25 protein-coding genes are annotated in these 23,882 nt (G+C 64.0%); 11 read left to right on the top strand and 14 right to left on the bottom strand.

From position 1 onward, the window contains the following. Window positions 1–93: 93 nt before the first annotated feature. The 9 genes from IVA91_RS10790 to IVA91_RS10830 form a co-directional block, all read right to left on the bottom strand. Window positions 94–1,965 (bottom strand): sugar phosphate isomerase/epimerase and 4-hydroxyphenylpyruvate domain-containing protein, encoded by a 1,872-nt coding sequence (locus IVA91_RS10790; protein WP_247281869.1) that lies wholly within the window; start codon window positions 1,963–1,965, stop codon window positions 94–96. Further along, window positions 1,962–2,699, bottom strand: coding sequence for an ABC transporter ATP-binding protein (locus IVA91_RS10795; protein WP_247281868.1), 738 nt, complete (start codon window positions 2,697–2,699; stop codon window positions 1,962–1,964). Before IVA91_RS10795 ends, IVA91_RS10790 begins: the two co-directional genes overlap by 4 nt. A gap of 12 nt (window positions 2,700–2,711) precedes the next feature. Then, window positions 2,712–3,455 carry an ABC transporter ATP-binding protein gene (locus tag IVA91_RS10800; RefSeq protein ID WP_247281867.1) on the bottom strand — a complete coding sequence of 248 codons (744 nt, stop codon included), beginning with the start codon at window positions 3,453–3,455 and terminating at the stop codon, window positions 2,712–2,714. Further along, window positions 3,452–4,450, bottom strand: a complete 999-nt coding sequence (locus tag IVA91_RS10805) for a branched-chain amino acid ABC transporter permease (RefSeq protein ID WP_247281866.1) — start codon at window positions 4,448–4,450, stop codon at window positions 3,452–3,454. Before IVA91_RS10805 ends, IVA91_RS10800 begins: the two co-directional genes overlap by 4 nt. Next, a complete protein-coding gene (locus tag IVA91_RS10810; RefSeq protein WP_247450611.1) occupies window positions 4,447–5,322 on the bottom strand; it encodes a branched-chain amino acid ABC transporter permease in 876 nt (291 codons plus the stop codon). The genes IVA91_RS10805 and IVA91_RS10810 overlap by 4 nt, the downstream gene beginning before the upstream one ends. Window positions 5,323–5,542: 220 nt before the next feature. Next, window positions 5,543–6,673 carry an ABC transporter substrate-binding protein gene (locus IVA91_RS10815; protein ID WP_247281864.1) on the bottom strand — a complete coding sequence of 377 codons (1,131 nt, stop codon included), beginning with the start codon at window positions 6,671–6,673 and terminating at the stop codon, window positions 5,543–5,545. Window positions 6,674–6,729: 56 nt separating this feature from the next. Continuing rightward, window positions 6,730–7,608 carry a shikimate dehydrogenase gene (locus tag IVA91_RS10820; RefSeq protein WP_247281863.1) on the bottom strand — a complete coding sequence of 293 codons (879 nt, stop codon included), beginning with the start codon at window positions 7,606–7,608 and terminating at the stop codon, window positions 6,730–6,732. 132 nt (window positions 7,609–7,740) lie between these two features. Next, window positions 7,741–8,679: a LysR family transcriptional regulator gene (locus tag IVA91_RS10825; RefSeq protein WP_247281862.1), complete on the bottom strand. Its 939-nt coding sequence runs from the start codon at window positions 8,677–8,679 to the stop codon at window positions 7,741–7,743. A 217-nt stretch (window positions 8,680–8,896) separates the two neighbouring features. Beyond that, window positions 8,897–9,073, bottom strand: a complete 177-nt coding sequence (locus IVA91_RS10830; RefSeq protein ID WP_247281861.1) for a hypothetical protein — start codon at window positions 9,071–9,073, stop codon at window positions 8,897–8,899. A 166-nt stretch (window positions 9,074–9,239) separates the two neighbouring features. On the opposite strand from IVA91_RS10830, the gene IVA91_RS10835 reads away from it, so the two are divergent. The 7 genes from IVA91_RS10835 (at window position 9,240) to IVA91_RS10865 (ending at window position 14,561) form a co-directional block, all read left to right on the top strand. Next, window positions 9,240–9,968 (top strand): LuxR family transcriptional regulator, encoded by a 729-nt coding sequence (locus tag IVA91_RS10835; protein WP_247281860.1) that lies wholly within the window; start codon window positions 9,240–9,242, stop codon window positions 9,966–9,968. 84 nt (window positions 9,969–10,052) lie between these two features. Further along, window positions 10,053–10,712, top strand: a complete 660-nt coding sequence (locus IVA91_RS10840; RefSeq protein WP_247281859.1) for an acyl-homoserine-lactone synthase — start codon at window positions 10,053–10,055, stop codon at window positions 10,710–10,712. Window position 10,713: 1 nt separating this feature from the next. After that, entirely contained in the window at window positions 10,714–10,932 is a 219-nt protein-coding gene (locus IVA91_RS10845; protein WP_247281858.1) for a hypothetical protein, read from the top strand. A gap of 304 nt (window positions 10,933–11,236) precedes the next feature. Beyond that, a complete protein-coding gene (locus IVA91_RS10850) occupies window positions 11,237–12,154 on the top strand; it encodes a branched-chain amino acid ABC transporter permease (protein WP_247281857.1) in 918 nt (305 codons plus the stop codon). Next, window positions 12,151–13,095 carry a branched-chain amino acid ABC transporter permease gene (locus IVA91_RS10855; RefSeq protein ID WP_247281856.1) on the top strand — a complete coding sequence of 315 codons (945 nt, stop codon included), beginning with the start codon at window positions 12,151–12,153 and terminating at the stop codon, window positions 13,093–13,095. The genes IVA91_RS10850 and IVA91_RS10855 overlap by 4 nt, the downstream gene beginning before the upstream one ends. Beyond that, window positions 13,088–13,855: an ABC transporter ATP-binding protein gene (locus IVA91_RS10860; protein WP_247281855.1), complete on the top strand. Its 768-nt coding sequence runs from the start codon at window positions 13,088–13,090 to the stop codon at window positions 13,853–13,855. Before IVA91_RS10855 ends, IVA91_RS10860 begins: the two co-directional genes overlap by 8 nt. Beyond that, window positions 13,848–14,561 (top strand): ABC transporter ATP-binding protein, encoded by a 714-nt coding sequence (locus tag IVA91_RS10865; RefSeq protein ID WP_247281854.1) that lies wholly within the window; start codon window positions 13,848–13,850, stop codon window positions 14,559–14,561. The genes IVA91_RS10860 and IVA91_RS10865 overlap by 8 nt, the downstream gene beginning before the upstream one ends. 125 nt (window positions 14,562–14,686) lie before the next feature. Here IVA91_RS10865 and IVA91_RS10870 read toward each other — a convergent pair whose 3' ends face one another. From IVA91_RS10870 to IVA91_RS10880, 3 genes are all read right to left on the bottom strand, one after another. Continuing rightward, window positions 14,687–15,028 carry a hypothetical protein gene (locus IVA91_RS10870; protein WP_247281853.1) on the bottom strand — a complete coding sequence of 114 codons (342 nt, stop codon included), beginning with the start codon at window positions 15,026–15,028 and terminating at the stop codon, window positions 14,687–14,689. Window positions 15,029–15,317: 289 nt separating this feature from the next. Next, window positions 15,318–16,763, bottom strand: coding sequence for a glutamine synthetase family protein (locus tag IVA91_RS10875; protein WP_247281852.1), 1,446 nt, complete (start codon window positions 16,761–16,763; stop codon window positions 15,318–15,320). A gap of 149 nt (window positions 16,764–16,912) precedes the next feature. Beyond that, window positions 16,913–18,271: an aromatic ring-hydroxylating dioxygenase subunit alpha gene (locus IVA91_RS10880; protein ID WP_247281851.1), complete on the bottom strand. Its 1,359-nt coding sequence runs from the start codon at window positions 18,269–18,271 to the stop codon at window positions 16,913–16,915. Between the two features lie 109 nt (window positions 18,272–18,380). Here IVA91_RS10880 and IVA91_RS10885 point away from each other — a divergent pair, with 109 nt between their 5' ends. Both IVA91_RS10885 and IVA91_RS10890 read left to right on the top strand, forming a co-directional pair. Continuing rightward, window positions 18,381–19,166 carry an IclR family transcriptional regulator C-terminal domain-containing protein gene (locus IVA91_RS10885; RefSeq protein ID WP_247281850.1) on the top strand — a complete coding sequence of 262 codons (786 nt, stop codon included), beginning with the start codon at window positions 18,381–18,383 and terminating at the stop codon, window positions 19,164–19,166. 67 nt (window positions 19,167–19,233) lie between these two features. Next, window positions 19,234–19,566: a PRC-barrel domain-containing protein gene (locus IVA91_RS10890; protein WP_247281849.1), complete on the top strand. Its 333-nt coding sequence runs from the start codon at window positions 19,234–19,236 to the stop codon at window positions 19,564–19,566. 51 nt (window positions 19,567–19,617) lie between these two features. Here the strand turns inward: IVA91_RS10890 and IVA91_RS10895 are convergent, their stop codons facing one another. Together IVA91_RS10895 and IVA91_RS10900 are read right to left on the bottom strand one after the other, a co-directional pair. After that, complete coding sequence (locus IVA91_RS10895; protein ID WP_247281848.1) at window positions 19,618–20,013, bottom strand: group II truncated hemoglobin; 396 nt, start codon at window positions 20,011–20,013, stop codon at window positions 19,618–19,620. A gap of 69 nt (window positions 20,014–20,082) precedes the next feature. Beyond that, the gene (locus IVA91_RS10900) at window positions 20,083–20,991 is read right to left on the bottom strand and encodes a helix-turn-helix transcriptional regulator (protein ID WP_247418663.1); all 909 of its coding nucleotides are present in this window, start codon (window positions 20,989–20,991) and stop codon (window positions 20,083–20,085) included. A gap of 144 nt (window positions 20,992–21,135) precedes the next feature. Between IVA91_RS10900 and IVA91_RS10905 the strand changes: the two genes are divergently transcribed. Further along, window positions 21,136–22,653 carry a benzoate-CoA ligase family protein gene (locus IVA91_RS10905; protein ID WP_247458730.1) on the top strand — a complete coding sequence of 506 codons (1,518 nt, stop codon included), beginning with the start codon at window positions 21,136–21,138 and terminating at the stop codon, window positions 22,651–22,653. Window positions 22,654–22,910: 257 nt separating this feature from the next. Continuing rightward, complete coding sequence (locus IVA91_RS10910) at window positions 22,911–23,729, top strand: alpha/beta hydrolase (protein ID WP_247281845.1); 819 nt, start codon at window positions 22,911–22,913, stop codon at window positions 23,727–23,729. The last annotated feature ends 153 nt before the right edge of the window (window positions 23,730–23,882 follow it).

A 23,882-nucleotide genomic window follows, 5' to 3' on the forward strand; every position in this document is an offset into this window, starting at 1 on the left:
CTGGATTGCTTCGCTACGCTCGCAATGACGTGTTGAGGGAGCCTTGCTCGTCGCTGCGATGTGACTCGCGGAGACCCCCTCACCCGGAGGAGCCTACATCCTTGGCATGCTCGCAGGCCGCACCTCGCGGGCCTGCGCTGCGAGCCTGATGCCGGCATTGGCCGCGCCAAAGCCCTGATAGCGCCGCCGTTCGACGATCTCGAAGAAGAAGCGCTCGTCGAAGATGTGGGTGTAGACCTGGAAGAATTCGCCGTCACCCTCGCGGTCGTAGAGGATGTGATTGGCGCGCAGTTGCGCCATCAGCTCGGGCGAAAGGTCGTATTTGGCTTCGATGTCGTCGTAGTAATTATCAGGGATGTCGAGGAAATCCGCGCCGCGCTTGCGCATCTCCGCGACCGTCGCAAAGATGTTGCGGCACGAGAACGCGACGTGCTGCACGCCGGAGCCGAAGAACTCGGAGATGAAGCGCGACGGCAGCGTGCGGTTGGCAGAGGAGCCGTTGAGCACGAAGCACAGGCTCTGGTCGGCGTTGATGATGGCCTGGCTCTGCACCAAGCCTCTCGGGTCGACGATCTCCATCTGCGGCAGTCGCGTCAGGTCGAGGATGCCGGTGTAGAACAACAGCCAGGACAGCATCTCGTCATAGGGCATCGACTGCGCGATGTGATCGACCGCCAGCAGCGCGTCCTCGCTCGCCTCGCTCGGTACCGGCTCGAAATCGGTGTCCCAGTTCTTGCCGGCCTGATCCAGAAAATAGAGCAGGCTGCCGCCGACGCCGTGGATCGCCGGGATCTCGAGTTCGCCCGGCCCGACCGGCTGGTAGAAGGTGCGCGCCTTCAGCGCTTCGGCGCGCTGCATGGAAAGGCCCGCATTGTCGACGTCGAGTGCGATCGCACAGACGCCGGGGCCATGGGTGACGTAATGCGAATGCGCAAAGCCGTCCGTCTCGGAATTGATGACGAGCTCGACCTTGCCTTGCGACCAACGCTCCACCGCCTTGCTGCGGTGCTTGCCGGTCCTGCGAAAACCGAGCTGCGCGAACAGTCGGGCAAGCTCGCCGGCCTTGGTCTCGTTGACGGCGAACTCGACGAAGCCGGTACCGTGGCTTCTGGATTTCGGCGCCAGCGGCTCGCGGACAAGCTTTGGCCAGTCCGGTGCGAGCTGGTCCTCCAGCAGGATCAGCGAGCGCAGGCCGTCGACCGCCGTCTGGGCCGCCGAGCCGGCGCGGAACTGGTCGTTGAAGATCTCCAGCGACAGCGGCCCGGCATAGCCGGTCGCCGCCACCGCCGCCATGAACTCGCGGACCGGGAGGTCACCCTGGCCCGGGAAGGAGCGGAAGTGCCGGCTCCAGGAGAGGATGTCGAGCTCGAGCTTCGGCGCGTCAGCAAGCTGCACCAGAAAGATCTTGTCGCCGGGAATCGAAGCCATCGCGCGGGTCGGAAAGCCGGGCGCCAGCGCATGAAAGCTGTCGAGGATGATGCCGATTGCCGGATGATCGGCGCGGCGCACGATCTCCCAGGCGTCGCGGTAGTCGTTGACGTGTCGTCCCCAAGCCAGCGCCTCGTATCCGACGCGCAAACCACGTTTCACCGCACGTTCGCCGAGCTCGCGAAAATCGTCCGCGGCACGGTCGATGCCGCCAAGCGAGGTGGGCGAAACGTTGGAGCAGATCAGCAAGAGATCGGTGCCGAGCTCTTGCATCAAATCGAACTTGCGCATCGCACGGGCAAAGTTGCGCGAACGCTGCGGCTCCGGCATGCCTTCGAAATCGCGGAACGGCTGGAACGCGCAGATCTCGAGATTGAGGTCCTTGCAGAGCTGTGCCACCTCGCGCGGGCCCGCGCCGAACGACAACAGATCGTTCTCGAAGATCTCGACCGCGTCGAAGCCGGCTGAGGCGATGGCGCGCAGCTTTTCGTCGAGGGTGCCGGAGAGGGACACGGTTGCGATCGAACGCTTGTTCATGCGGCGCTCTCCTCCATGGCGCCGCCCAGGAACAATTGCCCGATGCGGGGATCGTTCAGAATGCGCTTGGCGTCGTCGATCATCCGGGTCTGGCCGAGCTCGAGCACGATGCCGATGTCCGAGATCTCCAGCGCCGAACGTGCGTTCTGCTCGATCATCAGGATCGTGACGCCGCGGTCGCGCAAGCTTTTGAGGATATCGAAGGTCTGCTGCACCATCAGCGGCGACAGGCCGATCGAGGGCTCGTCGATCAGCACCAGCCTGGGTTCGAGCAGCAGCGAGCGGGCGATCTCGAGTTGCTTCTGCTCGCCGCCGGACAGCGTGGAAGCCTGCTGCGTCGATTTTTGCCGCAGCGCCGGAAACAGGTCGAGTGCCGCCTCGATCCGCTTGGGAAGATCGAGGCTCTTGTCCGCAGCGACGCCGCCGAGTTCGATGTTGTGGCGTACCGAAAGCTCGGGAAAGATGTTGCGGCCCTGCGGCACGTAGCAGATGCCGGCATTGAGCAGCGCGCGCTGGCTCAGGTTCGTGACGTCGCGGCCGGCAAAGCTGATCTTGCCCTCGCGCAGCTTGAGCAGGCCGAAGATTGCCTTGAAGACGGTGGACTTGCCGGCGCCGTTCGGGCCGATGATCGTCGTGATCGTGGCTTGCGGCACGGCGAAGGTCGTGCCGTTCAAAATCGTCATCTTGCCGTAGCCGCCGACGAGATTGTGAACAGAGAGGATCGGGTCGCTCATGGCTCGCGCTCCCTAATGTCCGAGATAGGCTTCGATGACGGCGAGGTTTTTCCGCACCTCATCCGGCCGTCCCATCGCCAGCACCTTGCCTTCCGCCATCACCATCACCCGCGAGCACAGCGACATCACGAATTCCATGTTGTGCTCGATCACGACGAAGGTGGCGTTCTTCTCGCGGTTGATCGCAACCAGGCGGTCCTTGAGGTCCGCCAGCATCGACGGGTTGACGCCGCCGGCTGGCTCGTCGAGCAGCACCAGGCGCGGTCCGCCCATGAAGGCCATGGCGGCATCGAGCAGTTTTTGCTGGCCATAGGAGAGGCCGCCGGCCGGCTCGTCCGCGAGATGGTCGAGCTTGAAGAAGCCGATCATCTGGTTGGCGGCGTCGCTCAGCCCGGCATCGGAGCGGCCGACGAGGCGCGAGGCCATGTTGCCCTGGTGCTCCTGTCCGGCCAGAATCAGGTTCTCCCGCACCGAGAGCTTTGGAAAAACCTGCAGGAGCTGGAAGGTGCGGCTGACCCCCAACTTGTTGAGTTCGGAGGGCCGCAGGCCCGTCACCACCTTGCCGTCCAGCCTGACCTCGCCGCCTGACGGCGTGAGCTGGCCGAGGATGCAGTTGAACAGCGTCGACTTGCCGCAGCCGTTCGGTCCGATCAGGCCGAGGATCTCGCCCTCGCGCACGTCGAAGCTGACGCCATCGACGGCGCTGATGCCGCCAAAGTTTTTCTTGATATTGGTAACCTCGAGGACTGCGCTCATTGCACCGTCTCCAGGCGTGACTTTGCGACGGCGCGCAGCGCGGACGCCGCCTTGGTCCGTCGCGCCGCCATCGCGCGATCGAGGATTCCCAGGATGCCGGTCGGCGACCAGATCAAGAGCAGCATCACCGCAACCGCATAGAGCATGAGATAATAGCCTTCGGTGAAGCGCAGCCATTCCGGCAGCAGCACGGCAATCATCGCGCCCAGGAACGGACCGAAATAGAAGCCGGCCCCGCCGACGATCACCATCATCAGCAGGTCGAGCGAGAGCGACAGGTTGAACGGCACGGGATCGATATATTGCGTCAGCGGCGCATAGAGTGCGCCGGCGACGCCGCCGAGCGCCGAGCCGATCGCAAAGGCCATCAGCGTGTAGCGCCGGGTGTCGACGCCGAGCGATTGCGCACGCAGCGGATTCTCGCGCAGCGCCATGAAGGCGCGGCCCCAGGGCGAGCGGATCAGCCACCACACGGCAAGCGACACGATCGCGAGCGAGCCGAGGCAGACATAATAGAAGGGCAGCGGCTTGTTGGTCGCTAGCCCGAAGACGTGCGGGCGCGGGATGTTGGAGATGCCGTAGATGCCGCCGGTGAGCCAGCTCTCGTTGCGGAACACCAGGAAGGCGAGAGTGGAGAAGGCGAGGGTAACGAAGGCGAGGTAGTGGTGCTGCACGCGCAGCGCGGGATAACCCAGCACCCAGCCGACCGCAAAGCTCAAGGCGATCGCGACCAGAATCGCGGCCGGCAGCGGCCAGCCATGGGTGGTCATGATCGCCGCCGCATAAGCGCCGATGCCGACGAAGGCGCCCTGCGCCAGCGAGACCTGGCCGGCATAGCCGAGCGTAAGGTTGAGCCCCATCGCGGCGATGCTCATCACCGCCCATTGGCTCAGGATGAACAGACCGTAACGGTTGAAGTTCATGGGGACAATGATCAGCGCGGCGATGGCGATGAGGCCGAGCGCAATCTTCAGGGGTTTGCCAAAGCTGATCATACCGTGCGCTCCTCGGCGCGGCCGAGCAAGCCCTGCGGCCGGAACAGGATGACGGCGATCAGGAAGATCATCGGAACGGCGGCGCGATACTGCGTCGAGACATAGGCGGCCGCGAGATTGTCGAGCACGCCAATCAAAAGACCGCCGGCGATTGCGCCGCGCACCTGGTTGAAGCCGCCGACGATCGCGGCGATGAATGCCGCCTGGCCCAGCACCTCGCCGGAGGAGAATTTGGCGAGATAGATCGGCGTGATCAGCAGTGAGGCTAGCGCCACCAGGAAGGCGTTGATCAGGAAGGTCAGCAGGATCATGCGCTCGACCGGCACGCCGATGATCCGCGCCACCGTCGGGTTCTGCGCCGCCGCCTGCATCTGGTGGCCGAGCGAGGTGCGGTTGAGCAGTGCGGTCAAGCCGAAGACGGCAAGGATGGCGACGACGAGGACGCCGATGCTTTGCAGCGACACCGCATGGCCAAGGATGGAGATATCGCCGGTCGGCGCGATCGACGGGAAGGGCGAGGCCTCGGCGCTGAAGAACTGCTTGACGGATTCCTTGATGCCGATGGCCAGCGCCATGGTCGCGATCGCCAGCGGCAGCACGCCGTGGCGCATCATCGGATCGACCAGCAGCAGCTTGAAGGCGAGACCGAGCAAGATCATCGAGAGCAGGATGCCGAGGATGATCGCGAGCCAGAACGGGGCGCCGGCATGCATCGCCGCCAGCATCAGGAACGCCGGCAGCATCACGAACTCGCCCTGGGCGAAATTGATGGTCTGCGAAGTCTGCCACAGCAGCGTGAAGCCGACCGCGACCAGCGCATAGATCGCGCCGGTGGCAAGTCCCGCGACCAGAAGATCGAACAGACTGGACATTTTCCCCTCTCGCCGTTCTGCCTTCCCGTTCGTCACGTTTGCGGGCAGAGGCGTAGGCGGCCTACGGCCGCCGTTCTTAAGAACGCCGATGCGAAGCATCGGCTACGGTGAGGGCGAGCCTTCGCGAGGGCGGTAATAGTTGGACCCGCGGAAGCTCCCCCTCACCCGGAATTTGCTGCGCAAATTCCGGTCTCTCCCCGCAAGCGGAGAGAGACGAACCTCACTTCACTTTCGGCAGCACCTGCTTCACGACCTGCTTGCCTTCGACCACCTCGACCAGGAAGCTCTGACGGTCGATGTCTCCGGTGTCGCTGAAGGTGACGTCCATCAAAATGCCCGGCTCGTCGGCGGCCTTGATGGTCAGGCCATGCAGCGTGTCGGCAAACTTCTTCGAGTCGACCTTGCCCATCTTCTCGGTGGTGGCCTTGACCATGTAGACGGCGAGATAGCCCTTCAGGCCGTTATGATCAGGCACGTAATTGTACTTCTTGGAAAATTTCTCGCGGAACGCCTTGATCAGATCGACCGGGGCATCGGTGGTGAGGCCGACATGGCCGCGCGCGCCCTTGGCGGCATCGCCAGCGAGCTCGATCACCTTCTGGCCGATCAGCGTGGTCTCGCCCATCAGCGGTGCGGTGACGCCCTGCCGCTTCAGTTCTTTCAGGATGCGCGCGCTCTCTTCCTCATTGAGATAAACGAACACGGCATCGGGATTGGCAGCCTTGATCTTGCCGACGTCGGCGGCGAAATCGGCCTGGCCCGCTTCGGTGGAGAGATCGGCAACCACCTTGGAGCCGAGCCGGTCGAGCTCCTTGACGACGACGTCGCGGCCGCCGCGGCCGAAGTCGTTGTTGACCCAGACCACCGCAACCGTCTTCGCCTTCATCTCGTCGTGGATGTATTTGGCGACCTTCGGCATCGAGGATTGCTGGCCGAACGAGGTGCGGAACAGGAACTTGTTGCCCGCCTGCGTCAGCTCTGCGGCTTCGCCGCCCATGATCTGCGCGATACCGGCTTCGGCCGCGAGCGGCGCGGTGACCTTCACCGAGCCGGAATAGCCGGGACCGAGCAGCACATAGGGCTCGGCGTCGAGCGCCTTCTGCACCTGGGCGCGGGCGACGCCGGGGTTGGACTGCGAGTCGGCGTGGGTGACCTCCAGCTTGCGGCCGAGCACGCCGCCCTTGGCGTTGATCTCCTCGATCGCGAGGTCGATGCCGTTCTTCCAGTTGGTGCCGACGGTGGCGCCGCCGCCGGAGAGCTCGGCGACGTCGGCGAGCTTGATCGCCTGGCCAAGGGCGCTCGTTGCCGTCATGGCGGTGAGCAGCGCGCCCACCAATAGCGTTGATTTCATCGTCCTCTCCTCCCGTTTCAAATCTTGCAAGCGGCCTTGTGCCCGGCCGCTTCGTCTCAAGCTGCCTGATAGGCGGCGGTGCGCGCAGCCATCACGGCATCAAAAGCCTCTCCCATGATCTCGGTCGATGGAGCAAGGCCGGTGAACAGTTCAAAGGCGTCGGCGGCCTGATAGATCGCAAGCTCCCGCCCGGTCATGATCAGAGCGCCTTTCTGTCGCGCTGCGGCAAGCAGCGGCGTGATCAGCGGCGAATAGACGGCATCGGCGACCCACAGGTCTGCCCTGAGCAGCGCCGCCGGCACCGGGGTGTCTCGGTTCGGCAGCATGCCGACCGGCGTGCCATTGACGAGACCGGTTGCACCATCGAGTGCGTCCTCGACGTTTCCGGCCACCCTCGCGCGGCCCTGCCTGGCAAGCAGCGAGGCGAGTTTCTCGGCGCGCGCCGGCTCGCTGTCGAAGATGCGGATATCGGTCACCTCCAGGCCCGCCAGCGCAAACGCGATCGCCTTGCCGACGCCGCCTGCGCCGATCACGGCAACGGAGTTGGCTGATGGCGCCAGCAGCGGGGCCACCGCACGCGCAAAGCCTGTAGTGTCGGTGTTGTGGCCGGTCAGCTGGCCGTCCCTGACGACGACGGTGTTGACCGCGCCCATGGCGGCAGCGTCCGGCGCCAGCGCATCGAGCAGTGGGACCACCGCTTCCTTATAAGGATAGGTCACATTGACGCCGGCAAAGCCGAGCCGGCGCACGCCTTCGAGCATCATGCGGAGCCCGGCCGCATCGGCACCGGCCACTTCGATGAGCTGGTAGTGGCCGCGCAGGCCGAGCGCCTCGGCGGCGCGCTCATGCATGGCGGGGGACGCGGAATGCGCGATCGGCGCGCCGATCAGGCCGGTGAGAAGCTTCCTGCTGGCGGCGTGTTCGCGCTTCGACATGGTTCGCTATCGTCTCGTTGGGAGCGTCCGGGCCCGGCCATTAGCGGGGAAATCCGCGCAATTCCAGCCGCGACGATAGCCTTTCCCCTGCCTAACACAATTACCCTTTTATCCGGTAAACCTAACATAATGTTATTTCTTCCGCCCGCGTGCCGAAACGGCCTTGCCGTTGCCGCGGGACGGCTCGACCGCGCGCATCTCGGCGCGCAGGGCATCGATGAAATACTCGGCATGGAGCGACAGCGGCGCGCCGCGCTTCACCGCGATATAGGTGTCGAACCGCGTCGGCTCGGTGATCTTCAAGAGCTCGATTCCGGGATAGCCGCCATGGGCCACCGTGAACTGGTCGATGATGGCGATGCCGAGCCCCGCCTTGACCAGGGCGCAGACCGTGGTGCCGAAGCGCGCGCGGATGGTGATGTTGTAGTCGAGCCGGTTGCGCGCAAAGATCTCGGCCATGATCCGTCCGTAAGGGTCGTTCGGATCGATCCCGATCAGCGGATAGCGGGTGATCTCGGCGGCAGAGACCTGCTTGCGGCCGGCGAGCTCATGTCCCGGCGGCACGATGCAATAGAGCTCGCCCGAGGCGAGCGGCATGAGGTCGAGCCCTGAATGTTCCAGTCGGTAGCTCATCGCCACGCACTCGCCGCGGCCGAGCATCAGATAATCGATGGCTTCCTCGAGCTTGAGGATGTTGATGTCGATGCCGAGGTCCGGATAGCGGCGGCGGACGCGCTCGATCGCGCGCGGCACCATCACCTGCGAGATGCTCGGCACCGAGCCGATGCGCAGCTCCGACAATCCGCCGCGGCCGATCTTGGAGATGATCTCGGAGAGGTCGTCGACCTTCTTGTAGACGCCGTTGATCTGCTCGAAGATGTTCTCGGCTTCCGGCGTCGGGAAATAGCGCCCGTTCTGGCGCTGGAAGAAGCGGATGCCGAGCGAGCGCTCGGTGTATTTGACGAGGCGGCTGATCCCCGGTGCCGAGACGTTGAGCAGCTTCGCCGCGCCGCCGATGGTGCCCGTCACCATCACGGCACGTATCACTTCAACCTGGCGCAGCGTCATCATGTCCGGGCGTCCGAAGGATGATCGTGATCTCGATCATCTCACGAGAGCCGAGATGTCATCCAGCGGCAAGTGTCTGTCAACATGGGCGGAGGAGGCAAGTTGCTCTCGGGTCCTTAGGCTTCCCGCTCGGGAGGGGAGACGGCAACAGTCGGATCGTTTCGACGGAAATCAGCGCGTTCAAATGGAAGCGGGGCGCGTGAAGCTGCAACTGCGTTGGCTAACCCGCCGGGCCCTCGGGCAAGAGGCTGTTCGCCAGCTCGGCGCGCTCGCTTTGCAGCACCTCGCGCGCGAACTCGATGATCTTTTGCTTGTTTGCCGTTTGGCGGACGGCGAAAAACACGCGGTTCAATTCCAGGCCGAGCACGCTGTTGAGAGCGATGTCCTCGTCTTCCATCGTGGTTTTCCCGCTTCGTACGCTTCAGGTGTATCGTGACGTCATTTCTGCCACAAGTAGATTAAGTCTTCGGAGCGGATGAGCACCGGTAAACTACGGCCACGGCGACCTGAGGCAGCTCCCCAATGCGTGCTATACGGCGGGGTGAGAGTCAGGAAACGCACTGATGTCCGCCGTAGACTATGGTCGGGAGGCGCTCGACTTCATCGAAGGCTTGGAAGCCTATACCAAAGTTCCGGACGCCATGGACGCGCTTGCGACCGCGTTCAGCCGATACGGTTTCGAACATATCATCGTAACGGGCTTGCCGAATCCCGATCAGCGCTTTTCCCAGATGGTGCTCGCCAAGAAATGGCCGGCGGAGTGGTTCAACCTCTATGTCCAAAAGAGTTACGACCGTGTCGACCCCGTGATCCGCAAATGCCGGCAGACGGTGAATCCTTTCGAGTGGTCTGAGGCGCCGTATGATCCGGAGCTGGAGCCGGGTGCGGTGGAGGTGATGCGGCGCGCCGCCGATTTCCGCATGTCGCGCGGCTTCGTCGTGCCGATCCACGGCTTGACCGGCTATGAGGCCGGCGTCTCGCTCGGTGGCGTCCACCTCGATCTCAATGCGCGCAGCAAGCCGGCGCTGCACCTGATCGGGATGTACGGCTTCGATCACATTCGCCGTCTGCTCGATCCGGCGCCGCATCCGTCGATGCGCCTGACCCCGCGCGAGCGCGAGGTGATTGCCTGGGCGTCGCAAGGCAAGTCCGCCTGGGAGATCGGCGAGATCCTGCACATCACGCAACGCACTGCGGAAGAGCATCTTGCAACTGCCGCGCGCAAGCTCGGCGCCGTCAACCGGACGCATGCGGTCGCGATCGCGATCCGCCACAGAATCATCAATCCCTGAAATCCTCGCCTACTGGGAAATTTCCCAATAGTCGACTTTGCCTTTTTCGCTGAGGCTCCCTTCATTTCGAGCCAGGGGGAGTGCATGATTCATGTGATTTCTGCCGCCAATCGGCACCTCAACGAGGACGTTCTCGAACAGTATTTTCGGGTCCGTCACGAGATTTTTGTCGAGGAGCGGAAATGGGAGTCGCTACGCAAGCCCGACGGCCGCGAGATCGATAGCTACGACAATGACGATGCGGTCTACCTGCTGGCTCTCGAAAACCGCCGGGTGCTCGGCAGCTTCCGCCTGTATCCCACCGCCAGACCGACAATGATGAGCGAAGTCTTCCCGCATCTCGCGGCCGTGCGCGGATGCCCGTCGGACCCGCTGGTCTGGGAGTGGTCGCGCTTCTTCGTGTCACGGGAGCGCCGCGACGGCGCCTTCAATCTGCAATTGATGGCGGCTGCGCAGGAGTTCTGTCTCGATCAGGGCATCGAGCGTCTCTGTCTCGTCATGGAGACGTGGTGGTTGCCGCGCTTCAACGACATCGGATTCATCGTGACACCGCTGGGATTGCCGGCGCGGATGGAAAATTCCTGGACCATGGCTGCAACGATCGAGGTCAGTCAGGGGTCGCTCGATATCGTGCGCGACCGTATCGGAATGACGAGCATCGTCCAGCAGGACGGTCCGCGGATCGACTGTATTGCCCGTGCTAACCTCCGCGGCGTCGCTGCCGCGCAACGAAAGAGCGCTTGAGATGTCGAACATGATGCGGGACAGCCAGATCATGGCGCAGATCGAGGACGAGAATCTCGGTTACATGTCCGACATGGCGCTCGAGCTCGCGCAGATGGCGGACGATGCCGGACTGACGACGCTGGCCTATCTGTTCAGGATGGCAGCGCTGGAGGCCTCGACGGTGAATAGCGTGCTCGCTGAACCGGACGACCTTCCCCACCAGATGACGTCGCACTAGACGCATCTCTCGCTAAAGCTTCAACGACATTCCACCCTCCCTCGGCTTGCCTGGGGGAGGGTGACCGTTTGGGTGCGGCAGGTTGCCCCATACCGCGCGGCAATCTTCTTGCATTGCAAAGCAGGTGTCGGCCGCGTGGCGCCGGGATGCAACAAAGTGCATGTTTGGTGTCAAATCGCACTTGCCTCGGAACGATACTGCCATTACCCATTTTTCGGCCTTGAACAGGCAGGGGGAGCTCTTTCACTGATGGCGACCGTGTTCGAACATCGGCGTGACACTGCGTGCGCCTGAAAGAGTCTTGATGCTGCTCGTCGTCGAACAGTTCTTGAACGGATTGCAGTTCGGCCTGCTGCTGTTCCTGCTCGCCGCCGGCCTGACGCTGGTGTTCGGGATCATGGATCTCGTCAACCTCGCGCACGGCTCGCTCTACATGATGGGCGCCTATTTCGCCGCGACCTTCGCCGCGTGGACCGGCAGCTTCCTGCTCGGTGCGCTGATGGCGCTTGGCGCAACCCTCGTGCTCGGCATCGTGCTCGAGATGACTGCGCTGCGGCATCTCTACGGGCGAGACCATCTCGACCACGTGCTCGCGACCTTCGGCCTGATTCTGTTCTTCAACGAAGCCGTGCGGCTGATCTGGGGCCCGGCCGGCCTGGCGTTGCCGCTGCCGGCCTGGCTCACCGTGCCGGTCCCGATCCTGCCCGGCATTCATTATCCCGCCTATCGCCTCGCCATCATCGCGGTCGCGCTGCTGGTCGCGCTTTTGCTCTATCTCGGCGTGATGCGCACCCGCATCGGCATGCTGATCCGGGCCGGGGCCTCCAACCGCGAGATGATCGGCGCGCTCGGCATCAACATCAAGCTGCTCTACACGCTGGTTTTTGGCTTAGGTGCCGCGCTCGCAGGCCTTGCCGGTCTGATGCAGGCGCCGATCCTCACCGTGCAGATCGGCATGGGCGAGAACATCCTGATCCTCGCCTTCGTCATCATCGTGATCGGCGGCATTGGCTCGATCCGCGGCGCGTTCCTGGCCGCAATCTTCGTCGGCATGATCGACACGCTCGGCCGCGCTTTCCTGCCGAACCTGCTCCGGCAGGTGCTGAGCGGCGCCGCGGCCTCCACTGCCGCGCCCGCGCTGTCGTCCATGCTGATCTATCTCCTAATGGCGATCGTGCTGGTGGTGCGGCCGGAGGGGCTGTTTCCGGCCAATCGTCGATGAAGGCTTTCAGTGTGAGCAAAGCCGTGACGGCCCTGATGCTGGCGGGCCTCGTGCTGCTGCCGCTCTATTCGCACCTGACCGGCAACATCTTCATCCTGACGCTGTTCACCCGTATCATCATCTTGGCGCTGGCGGCGGCGAGCCTCAATCTCATCATGGGCTTCGGCGGCATGATGAGTTTTGGTCACGCTGCCTATCTCGGCATCGGCGGCTACGCAGTCGGGATGCTCGCGCAGGAGGGCGTCGGAAGCGGCTTCATCCAGTTTCCCGTCGCGCTTGCGGCCTCCGCGACTTACGCGCTGGTGATCGGCGCGCTCTCTTTGCGCACGCGCGGCGTCTATTTCATCATGATCACGCTGGCCTTCGCGCAGATGGCCTATTACGTCGCCTCGGGCCTGGCGCGCTACGGCGGCGACGACGGTCTCACCGTTTACAAGCGCAGCGACTTCTCCGGACTGATCAATCTCGGCGACCGCATGCAGTTCTATTATCTCTGCCTCGCCTGCCTGCTCGGTGTCATTTTCCTGATCTGGCGCATCGTCAATTCGCGCTTCGGCCTCGTCGTGCAGGGCCTGCGCTCCAACGAGCAGCGCATGCAGGCGATCGGCTTCGCCGCCAAGCGCTACCAGCTCGTCTGCTTCGTCATATCAGGCACCATGTGCGGCCTTGCCGGCGCGCTGCTCGCCAATAACACCGATTTCGTCAGTCCCGCCGTGATGTACTGGACCCGCTCCGGCGATCTCATGGTGATGGTGATCCTGGGGGGCATGGGCACGCTGTTCGGTCCGATCATGGGCGCGGTGGTGTTCCTGCTGCTGGAAGAGTTCTTGTCGCAGATCACCGAATATTGGGCGCTGATCATGGGCCCGCTCTTGCTGCTCATCGTCCTGTTCGGCCGCGGCGGCATCATGGGCGCGCTCGGGAGGGCTGGCCGTGGCTGAACCCCTGCTCCGCGTCGAAAAGCTGGTGCGCCGCTTCGGCGGCATCATCGCGACCGACAACGTCTCGCTCGAGGTCGCTAGCGGCGAGTTGCACGCCATTATCGGCCCGAACGGTGCCGGCAAGACCACGCTGATCAGCCAGCTCACGGGGCACCTCGAACCGCATTCCGGCAGCGTGTCGCTGGCGGGGCGGGACATCACCTATCTGCCGGCCTATCGCCGCTGCGCGCTGGGCCTCGCCCGTTCGTTCCAGATCACCTCGCTGCTGCTCGACTTCACCGCCGCCGATAATGTCGCCCTGGCAGCCCAAGCGCATGCCGGTACGTCGTTCCGCTTCTTCGCCAATGCGCGCAAGGAGAAGGGCCTGCGCGATGCCGCCCATGCAGCGCTCGATCGCGTCGGCCTGTTGCACCGCGCCGATGTCGTGGTGTCCAGGCTCAGCCATGGCGAGCGGCGCGAGCTCGAGCTCGCGGTTGCGCTCGCGAGCAAGCCGAAGCTCCTGCTGCTCGACGAGCCGATGGCAGGTCTCGGCGTCACCGAATCGCAGCGCATGGTGAAGTTGCTCCAGGAGCTGCGCAAAGAGGTCTCGATCGTGCTCGTCGAGCACGACATGCCGGCGGTGTTCGCGCTCGCCGACCGGATTTCGGTGCTGGTTTATGGCCGCGTCATCGCCTCCGGCGATCCGGCCGCGATCCGCCAGAACGAGGACGTCAAGCGCGCCTATCTCGGCGATCAGCATGTGGTGACGCATCATGGCTGACACGCTGCTGGACGTCGAGGGCATCGAGACCTGCTACGGCCTGTCCCAGGTGCTGTTCGGCCTGTCGCTGTCGATCAAACCGGGCGAGATGGTCTCGCTGATGGGCCGCAACGGCATGGGCAAGACCACCACCATCCGCTCCATCATGGGCCTGACGCCGGCGCGCGCAGGCAGCATCCGTTTCGCGGGCGTCGAGGTGCGGCAGCTTCCGTCATACCGGATCGCCCAGCTCGGCGTCGGCATCGTGCCGGAGGGACGTCAGATCTTCCCGAACCTCACCGTGCGCGAAAATCTCGTAGCCGCCGCCGCCGATCGTTTCGCTAGCCCCAATCCCTGGACGCTGGCCGCGATCTACGTGCTGTTTCCGCGCCTCGCCGAGCGTGCCTCCAACATGGGCAACCAGCTCTCCGGCGGAGAGCAGCAGATGCTCGCCATCGGGCGCGCACTGATGACCAACCCGAAGCTTCTGATTCTGGATGAAGCGACCGAAGGCCTCGCGCCGCTGATTCGCGAAGAGATCTGGAACTGCCTGTCGCTGCTCAAGAGCCGCGGACAGTCGATCCTGGTGGTCGACAAGAATGTCGATCACCTCGCCCGCATCTGCGACCGCCACTCCATCATCGAGCGCGGCAAGACGGTCTGGAGCGGCACCTCCGACGAGCTGATGGCCGCGCCGGACCTTCAGCATAAATATTTAGGAATCTGAGGCCCCTAAGGAGCGCGACGTCCGCCCCAACTTCGCCCTTGCGAGCGCAGCGAGCAATCCAGGATCCTCGGCGGCAGTCTGGATTGCTTCGCTTCGCTGGCAATGGCGGTCGTGAGAGCTTGCCCTCACCAATAAATCCCGTGGCGATGCAGTTCGCGGATCACGCGCGCTTCGACGGAGGGCTGGCGTCGCTTCGCCTTGCTGCTGCCGGTCGTGCTGCTCGCGGGCGTGGCAGTCGACTGCGCGGCCGTTGCGGCGGTTGCAGCAGGTGGCGGCGTGGGCGTCGTCGTTGTGGCCTGAACGGCCGCGGGCCCTGCCGGGGCCTGGGTCGACTGCGGCGCGGCCGTCGCGGCGGGCTGCTCGGCCTGGCTCGCATCGGTTGCGGCGAGGCTCAGGCTTCGCGGGCCAGCAGCAAAGGCTTCTGTTGCAACCAGCAACAGGGCCGCGATCAGAATCAGCTTGCGCATGTAAGTGCCCATTTGGCCAATGCGTGTTACCTATTCGGTCCGATAGGGAAGTTAACGCGCTAGCCGATGCGTCCCGATCTCAATCAGCGTGGTCCGGCAGGAGAGGTGATAGATCAGGCTGAATAATTGGTCCCACATGATCGAACTCCGTTGTTCATCACGGCTAATCTAGACCCGGCGTCTTTCCGCCGGTTTTCGAGGGATGGGGAAAATGGCTTCGTCGGATGGCAGTCAGATGTCGTCGGAACAGGTGGGACGAAGTCGCCTCACGGAGGCGTGAGCTCCTCGATTAAAACATCTCGAAATATTCGCGGTGCTCCCAGTCGGTTACCTCAGACAGGAAGCGATCGATCTCGGCGTTCTTGATGTGGGTGTAATAGTCGGCGAACTCAGGCCCAAGCTTTTCGCGGAAGAACGGATCGTCCTTCAGCGCAGCGACGGCGTCGCGCAGCGATTTCGGCAAGAGCGGCGCCTTGGTCTCGTAGGGTGTGTCCGCCGACGGGCCTGGATCGAGCTTGCGGTCGACACCGTCGAGGCCGGAGAGAATCTGTGAGGCCATGTAGAGATAGGGATTGGCGGCGGGCTCGCCGATGCGATTCTCCAGGCGCGTCGCAGCATCGCCGGGCGTGCCGAGCACGCGGATCATCACGCCGCGATTGTCGCGGCCCCAGATCGCGCGGTCCGGTGCCAGCGAATAGGAGCGGTAGCGCTTGTAACCGTTGATGGTCGGCGTGGTGAACACGGTGGAGGCGCGGGCGTGGTCGAGCAGGCCGGCGAGGTACGCCTGGCCGAACGCGCTGAGCGGCTCGCTGTCCTTTGCCGTTTCCTTGGCCATGAACAGGTTCTCGCCATTTCCGCGCGAGACGATCGATTGGTGCAAGTGCCAGCCGCTCGCGAACACGTTCGGCAGTTTCGGCCGGCACATGAAGGTGGCGTGATAGCCATGCCGGCGCGCGATCTGCTTTATGGCAGAGCGGAACAGCACCATGTTGTCGGCGGGCTCCAGCCCCTTCTTCGGCGCGAAGGTGAACTCACACTGGCTGGGGCCGAACTCGACCTCGACCGAGCGCAAGGGCAAGCCGAGCGCGACGATGTCACGCCGCAAAATCTCCAGCACCGGTTCCATCTGGTCGAAGCGCTGCTCGGTGAGATATTGATAGCCGTGGCTGAGCAGGCTGACCGAGGGCGGCGTGCCGGGCTGGCCGGCGTCCTCGGGCCGCATATGCGCGTCGTCGAGCTTGAAGACGTGGAATTCGACCTCGAGCCCGGCGACGAAATCATGGCCGCGGCTTGCGAGGTCATCGAGAACCTTGCGATACAGCGCCCGCGTTGCGAACGGCACGGCGCGGCCATCGTTGAAATAGAGATCGCACAGCACCCAGCCTGTGGCGGGCGCCCACGGCAGCACGCGAAAAGTGCTGGGATCGGCGACCATCAGCACGTCGGCTGCGCCCTCCATCTCCTTCATGCCGAAGCCGCCGCCGGAGGTGAACACCGGAAACACCGTGCGATGCGAGGTGTCCTTGGCAAGCATCGTCGTGGTGATGGAGCAGCCGCTCTCCAGCGAGGCGAGAGCTTCAGCGGCGATGATGGTCTTTCCCCGCAAGATGCCGTGCTGGTCCGGGAAGGCGAGGCGGATGATCTCGAGGTTCTTTTCCTCGACGATGCGGCGCATGCGCGCCGCCGCGTCCCTCTGCTCATCCGACCACAGCGCATGGCGCGCGACGAAAGTCACTTTGCTACTCCTGAAGCCGTAAGGCGCGAGGCCGCTGCAACATACCCCGTCATTGCGAGCGCAGCGAAGCAATCCAGGGTCTTTCCGGAGAGGCAGTCTGGATTGCTTCGCTGCGCTCGCAATGACGAAGGAGGGCCCTGCATTCCGCGCTACTCCGCCGCCGTCAGCCGGTGCACGTTGTCGGCGATGTCCTTCGGCACCGGCGCGGTCCATGGCGCGTCGCGGCGGCGCTTGACGTCGACCTCCATCCAGTAGGTCTCCCAGCCCCGCGTCGGACCAATGCCGTCCATGGTCGCCGGTCCCTGGATGCTGCGCGCGTTGGCCTCGTCCAGGAACAGCATCGGCTTCTCGCCGCCCGACACCTTCTCGATCTCCTGCCGCAGCAGGCGGCGATATTGCACGATCGCCTTGTCGCTCTGACCGAGATGCTCCTTGGTGCGGTCCTGGATCGCGCCCATCGATTCCACCGCCCACTGGTCGTGGACGTTGATGTCGGTGCCCATGCCGGTGTAGGTCGCGGTCTGCTGTTCGTGCGGATCGAAGCCGTAATCGTTGCTGCGGTTCTTGCGCGATTTGTAGTCGGGCAACTCATAGAGCTCGAGCCGCTGCTCGCGCATCTTCGCCTTGTCCACCGGGTTCGTGTAGCTGGTGAAGATCGCGTACCAATAGCAGTTCTCGTCATCGAGCGGCACGTGCCACTGCGTGATCGTCATCTCCGTGCTCATGGGGATGACGAAGCCGTGTGGGAAGAGCTGATTGGTGACGCGCACATGGGTGCGCTCCTCGTCGATCTCGCGCAGCGCGATCAGCCTGAGGCCGTATTCGGTATGCTCGACATTGATGATTGGACGGTCGTATTCGCGCAGGATCTTCGTCATCGGCAAGTCAGAGCCGGCGGAGGCACCGCGGAATTGCTTGCCGTAGGCGGTCGAGGTGTCCTCGTCCTCGAAGAAGCGGTGCAGATAGGAGGCGTGCGCGGGATCGATGCCGACCTCCAGCGCCTGGAGCCAGTTGCAGGCCATGTGGCCCTTGAAGGCGAACGTGTGCGTGCCGGGCGCAACAAAGCAGTCGAGCTCCGGGAAGGCCGGCGGCGCACCTTCGCCGAGATAAGCCCAGAGGATGCCGCTCTTCTCGACGACGGGATAAGAGCGCTGGCGAATGTTCTGACAGAGCTTGGAATCCTTCGGCTCGGCCGGCGTCTCGATGCACTGGCCGGTGGCGTCGAACAGCCAGCCATGGAAGGCGCAGCGCAGGCCGCTATGTTCGAGCCGACCAAAGGCGAGGTCGGCGCCGCGATGCGCGCAATGGCGGTCGATCAGGCCGTACCGTCCGGTCTCGTCGCGAAACAGCACCAGGCTCTCGCCGAGCAGTTTTACGGGACGGATCGGCCGCGCACCCTCTAGCTCGTCCACCAGCGCCGCCGGCTGCCAGTAACTCCGCATCAGTCTGCCGCAGGGGTCCTTGGGCCCGGTGCGGGTGATCAGGTCGTTCTGCTCCTGGCTCATCATGGCGCGTACATCCTTGTGCAGGGAGTTTGTTCGCCTATTGAACGAATGGGCGAATTATGACATGCCTTGGCGCGGCAGCAAGCACTATTTTGCAGGATCATCTGAAGCCATGCCCAAGGTAAAGCGGAGCGAGAGCGAGGAGCGCGCGACGGATTTCGTCGAGAGCCTTGATCGCGGTTTACGGCTGCTCCAGTGCTTCGGCACTACAGCCGGCCCGATGACGCTGAGCGATCTTGCCCGCGCCGCCGATCTGCCCCGCGCCACCGCGCGGCGCATGCTGTTCACGCTTCAGCGCGGCGGCTTCGCTTCCGGTGACGGAAAGCTGTTCTCGCTGACGCCTCATGTGCTGACGCTGGCAGCGTCCTATCTGCGCTCGAACCAGCTCGTCGTGGTCCTTCAGCCGGTCCTTGATCGCATCGCGACCGCCGCGCAGGAGATCTCGTCGCTCGCGGTGCTCGATGGCGATGACGTCGTATTCATCGCGCGCGGAAGCCCTGCGCGCGTTTTCTCCGGCGGTCTCGAGATCGGCTACCGCCTTCCGGCCTTCTGCACCTCTGTCGGTCGCGCAATGCTCGGCCAGTTCGATGACGCCGATCTTGCAGCGCGACTGAAGACCATGAAGCGCGAGGCGCTGACGCCGCAGACGGAGGTTGATTCAAAAGCGCTGCTAGCGCGCATCACTGCCGACCGCGCGCAGGGCTATTCACTGGTCGACCGCGAGGCGGAGCCGCATTTCCGCTCGATCTCGGTTCCCGTCCGGCGCTATGACGGCGTGATCGTCGCCGCCATCAACATGGGGGCTCACGTCGACCGCGTGCCGGCACAGGAGCTGCTCGACCGTTTCCTGCCGCTGTTGCGCGAGGGCGCGGAATTGGTGCGCTCGCAGCTTCTGTAGCTGCATTCCCGTCGCCTCGAAACCGGTGCTATAATGAGGGCAAGCACAAGAGAACAGGGAGGACGCCATGCACCATACCATGGTTCCCAGCGATCGCGTGGAGCACGTCGCCGTGTACGGACGCGACGGGACGAAGCTCGGCACGATCGAGCGACTGATGCTGGACAAGATGAGCGGAATGGTCGCCTATGCCGTGATCAAGACTGGCGGGCTGCTCGGCACCCGTCACCATTACCCTCTCCAGTGGAGCGCGCTGAAATACGATCCAAGCCGGCAGGCGTTCCAGACCGAGTTGACGCTGGACGAGCTCAGCAGCGGCCCATGCGAGTTCGACGACGATGCGTTCGACTGGGGCGACCGCTCGCGGTCCTACCCGCATCCGCATTACTGGTCGGTCTAGCCGCGTCGCAGCTCGTGTGGGCGGGCTAAAGGTCGGCAGCACCACGCCCGATCAATTCCGGTTGCGCATCCAGTCGGCGAGACCGGACAGCGCCTTGGCGAGGTCCTGCCGCGCGTTCGTGTCACTGACCGTCTCCTCCAGCGCGCCGCGCATGCAGGCCATCCATGCGTCGCGCTCGGCATCACCGATCGCAAAGCCGATGTGGCGCTGGCGCAGCCGCGGATGGCCTTTCTCGACGGAGTAGAGCCGCGGGCCGCCGGTCCATTCGGTCAGATAGCGCTTCAGCACGTCCCTGATCAGACCGAGGTCGGCCGCATGCATCGCGCGGATGACTTTCGCTTCCGGCAGCGTGTCCATGCGCTCGTAGAAGCGATCGACCAGCCGCTCGATCGTGGCACTGCCGCCGATCCGCTCGAACATGGAGATTGCGACGTCGCTATCGGTCATCGGTCTTCGCTTGCTGTTGGGCTGGGATATAGTGAAATTGGAGGGTGTAGATGCAGCGAGGAAGGGATTCTACAGCGCGAGGCTGCGCAGGCCGAAGCTGCGCGCTTCGTTCTGCAGCACCGGGCGGACCGCGTCGATCAGCCGTGCGGCCGCGGCATCGACGGACAGGCCCGCGGTGTCCACCACCGCGGTGGCGCGCGAATACAGCGGTTCGCGGCTGAGCAGGATGTTGCGCAGCTCGGCCATCGCCGAGCGATCGTCCGCCATCGGACGCAGATCGCCCTGGCGGCGGACGCGGGCCATGTGCTCCTCCGGCTCGGCCTTCAGCCAGATCGTATAGAACGACGACAGGATCTGGTCGAAGGTCAGGGGCTCGGAGACGATGCCGCCGCCGGTCGCCAGCACCATCAGCTCGTTGCGCGCGAGCAGCTGCTGCAGCGCCGCCTGCTCCATGCGGCGAAAGCCTTCCTGGCCGTACAGCGCAATGATCTCGGCGACCGAGAGCCCGTTCTGCTGCTCGACCTCCTTGTTGAGCTCGACAAAACTCCAGCCGATCTTCTTCGCCAGCATCCGACCAAGTGTGGATTTGCCGGCGCCGCGTAGGCCGATCAGCGCAATGCCGCAGAACGGCGCGCGCCGCGGTGCAGACGCGCTGCCGCCGGCGAGCAGATCCTTGGCCTGTGCAATCTGCGCCGGTGTCGCCTTGCGCAGGAGATCGCGGAACATCTGCCAGTCTGGCGTTGGATCGGCGCTAGGAAGCAGGTCTTCGAGATGTGCACCCATCGCGTCGGAGACGCGTCGGAGCAGCACGATCGAGACATTGCCCTTGCCGCTCTCGAGTTGCGCGATGTAGCGCTCCGAAATCCCTGATACTTTGGCGAGCACTTTGCGCGACATGCCGCGCAGCGCGCGCATGGTGCGCACGCGCTGGCCGAGCTGTTCGAGAAATCGGGATTCGGCGTCGGGACTTTCGATCATGAGTCTTCTTTAGCGGATGTCCTGCGGCGCATTTTAATGAAACATAATGCCTGCTGGCATTGACAGCAAGCCGCCACAGTGTCTTTCTATGAATTATAATTCTAAATTGGGGAGACGTCCGTAAGCGAGGGATCCTACAACGCGGTGACCTGGCTGCTCGACCGTAACGTCGAAGAGGGCAGGGGAGGCAAGCCTGTCTTCGACGACACCGTCTCGCGGCTCACCTATGGCGAACTGCAGCACCAGACGCGCCGCGCCGCCAACATGCTGCGCCGGCTCGGCATCCGTCGCGAGGAGCGCGTGGCGATGATCATGTTGGATACGGTCGACTTCCCGATCGTGTTCCTCGGCGCGATCCGCGCCGGCATCGTGCCGGTGCCGCTCAACACGCTGCTGACCGCGGACCAATACGCCTACATTCTCGCCGATTGCCGCGCCCGCGTGCTGTTCGTGTCTGAGGCGCTCTATCCCGTCATCAAGGACGTCGTCGGCCGCATGCCCAATCTCGAGCACGTTGTGGTCTCCGGCGACAAGCAGAATGGCCACAGGCAGCTCGCCGAGGAGCTCGCGGGCGAGAGCGACCAGTTCACCACGGCGGCGACGCATCCGGACGAGCCGGCGTTCTGGCTCTATTCGTCGGGCTCCACCGGCATGCCCAAGGGCGTGCGCCATCTGCATTCGAACTTGCAGGCGACCGCGGATACCTACGCCAAGCAGGTGCTCGGCATCCGCGAGAGCGACGTCTGCCTGTCCGCCGCAAAGCTGTTCTTCGCCTATGGCCTCGGCAATGCGCTGACCTTCCCGATGTCGGTCGGCGCCAGCGTGATCCTGAACAGCGAGCGGCCGACGCCGGCACGCATGTTCGACCTGATGAACCGCTACAATCCTTCGATCTTCTACGGCGTGCCGACGCTGTTCGCGGCCATGCTCAACGATGAGTCGATGAAGAACGAGCGCGGCGGCAAGGCGTTGCGCATCTGCACCTCGGCCGGCGAGGCGCTGCCGGAATCCGTTGGTCGTAGCTGGAAGGCGCGCTTCGGCGTCGACATTATTGACGGTGTCGGCTCGACCGAGTTGCTCCACATCTTCCTGTCGAACGCGCCCGGCGACATCAAGTACGGCTCCTCCGGCAAGCCGGTGCCGGGCTATGCAGTGCGGCTCGTCAACGAGGCCGGCGAGGACGTCGCCGATGGCGAGATCGGCGAGCTCCTGGTCGATGCGCCCTCCGCTGGCGAGGGTTACTGGAATCAACGCCATAAGAGCCGCCGCACTTTTGAAGGCCCGTGGACCCGCACCGGCGACAAATATGTCAGGGATGCCGACGGCCGCTATACCTTCTGCGGCCGTGCCGACGACATGTTCAAGGTCTCCGGCATCTGGGTCTCCCCCTTCGAGGTCGAGAGCGCACTGATCACACACCCCGCCGTGCTGGAAGCCGCTGTCGTGCCCGAGGCCGATCCGGAAGGGCTGTTGAAGCCAAAAGCCTTCGTCGTGCTGCGTCCGGGTGCGAAGACGACGGACTTGCAGGAGATGCTGAAGGAGCACGTCAAGCAGAAGATCGGCCCGTGGAAATATCCGCGCTGGATCGACGTGGTGGATTCGCTGCCGAAGACGGCGACCGGGAAGATTCAGCGGTTCAAGTTGCGGGAGGGGGCGAATTGAGCGGGCCTATGCGACGTGCGACTCGCGCGCGCGGCAAACTCCGCTGCGCTCCCTCCCCCCTTGTGGGGGGAGGGCGGGGGAGAGGGGTAGCCAAGCAATCGGTCATTGTCGTCGCGCAACGATGTTCTTCGTCACACCGGGAGTTCCCGTGTGGCACCCCTCTCCCTAGCCCTCCCCCACAAGGGGGAGGGAACGACCGAGCGAGCCGCGCGTGATTGCGTCCCACGCTCGATACGACGAGAGAGAAGAGTAACACCATGACCAACCTCACCCCCACCGGTTTCCTCAGCATCGATGGCGCCTGCCTCGAATACAAATGGCTCGCGCCGCAAGCTGCAGACGCGCCCAGCATCGTCATGCTGCATGAAGGCCTCGGCTCGCTCGCGCAGTGGGGCGACTTCCCGGACAAGCTTCAGCAAGCCACAGGCGCCGGCATCTTCGTCTATTCGCGCGCAGGCTACGGCCAGTCGAGCAAGGTCGCGCTGCCGCGGCCGCTCGATTACATGCAGCGCGAGGCGCTCGACGTGCTGCCGAAGCTGCTCGACATGATCGGCTTCAAGCGCGGCCTCCTGCTCGGCCATTCCGACGGCGCCTCGATCGCGACGATCTATGCCGGCGCGCATCAGGATCATCGCCTGAGCGGCCTCGTGCTGATCGCGCCGCATTTCATCGTCGAGGACGTCTCGGTGAAATCCATCGCCGCGATCAAGACGGCCTTCGAGACCACGGACCTTAGGGCCAAGCTCGCGCGCTGGCATCAGGACGTCGACAACGCGTTCTACGGCTGGAACGGCGCCTGGCTCGATCCAAAATTCCGCGACTGGGACATCTCGGAATACCTCGCCTATATCCGCGTTCCCGTCATGGTCCTGCAGGGCGTGGACGACCAATACGGCACTCTGCGTCAGGTCGAGATCGCGCAGGAGGAGTGCTACTGCCCGGTCGATCTGAAAATCATTTCAGGTGCGGGGCATTCCCCGCATCGAGAGGCGCCGGCGGCGACGCTCGAGGCGATCGCGCAATTCGCGAAAGCGGCCCTGCGCGACGATCGGGGCCTGCAAGGACGCGCCGCATGATGGCGGCGGCGTGACAGGTCCGAGACCGCGTAGGACCGCAGCGGGCTCGTAATATCAAGGCAGTCTTGGCCGGCATCGGCATGAAACAAAGTGCATGACGCGGCAGTTAATGGCTAGACGCATCCAAAAAGATGCATTATTGTGCATCTAACG

The sequence above is a fragment of the Bradyrhizobium sp. 153 genome, assembly GCF_023073835.1.
GTDB lineage: Bacteria > Pseudomonadota > Alphaproteobacteria > Rhizobiales > Xanthobacteraceae > Bradyrhizobium.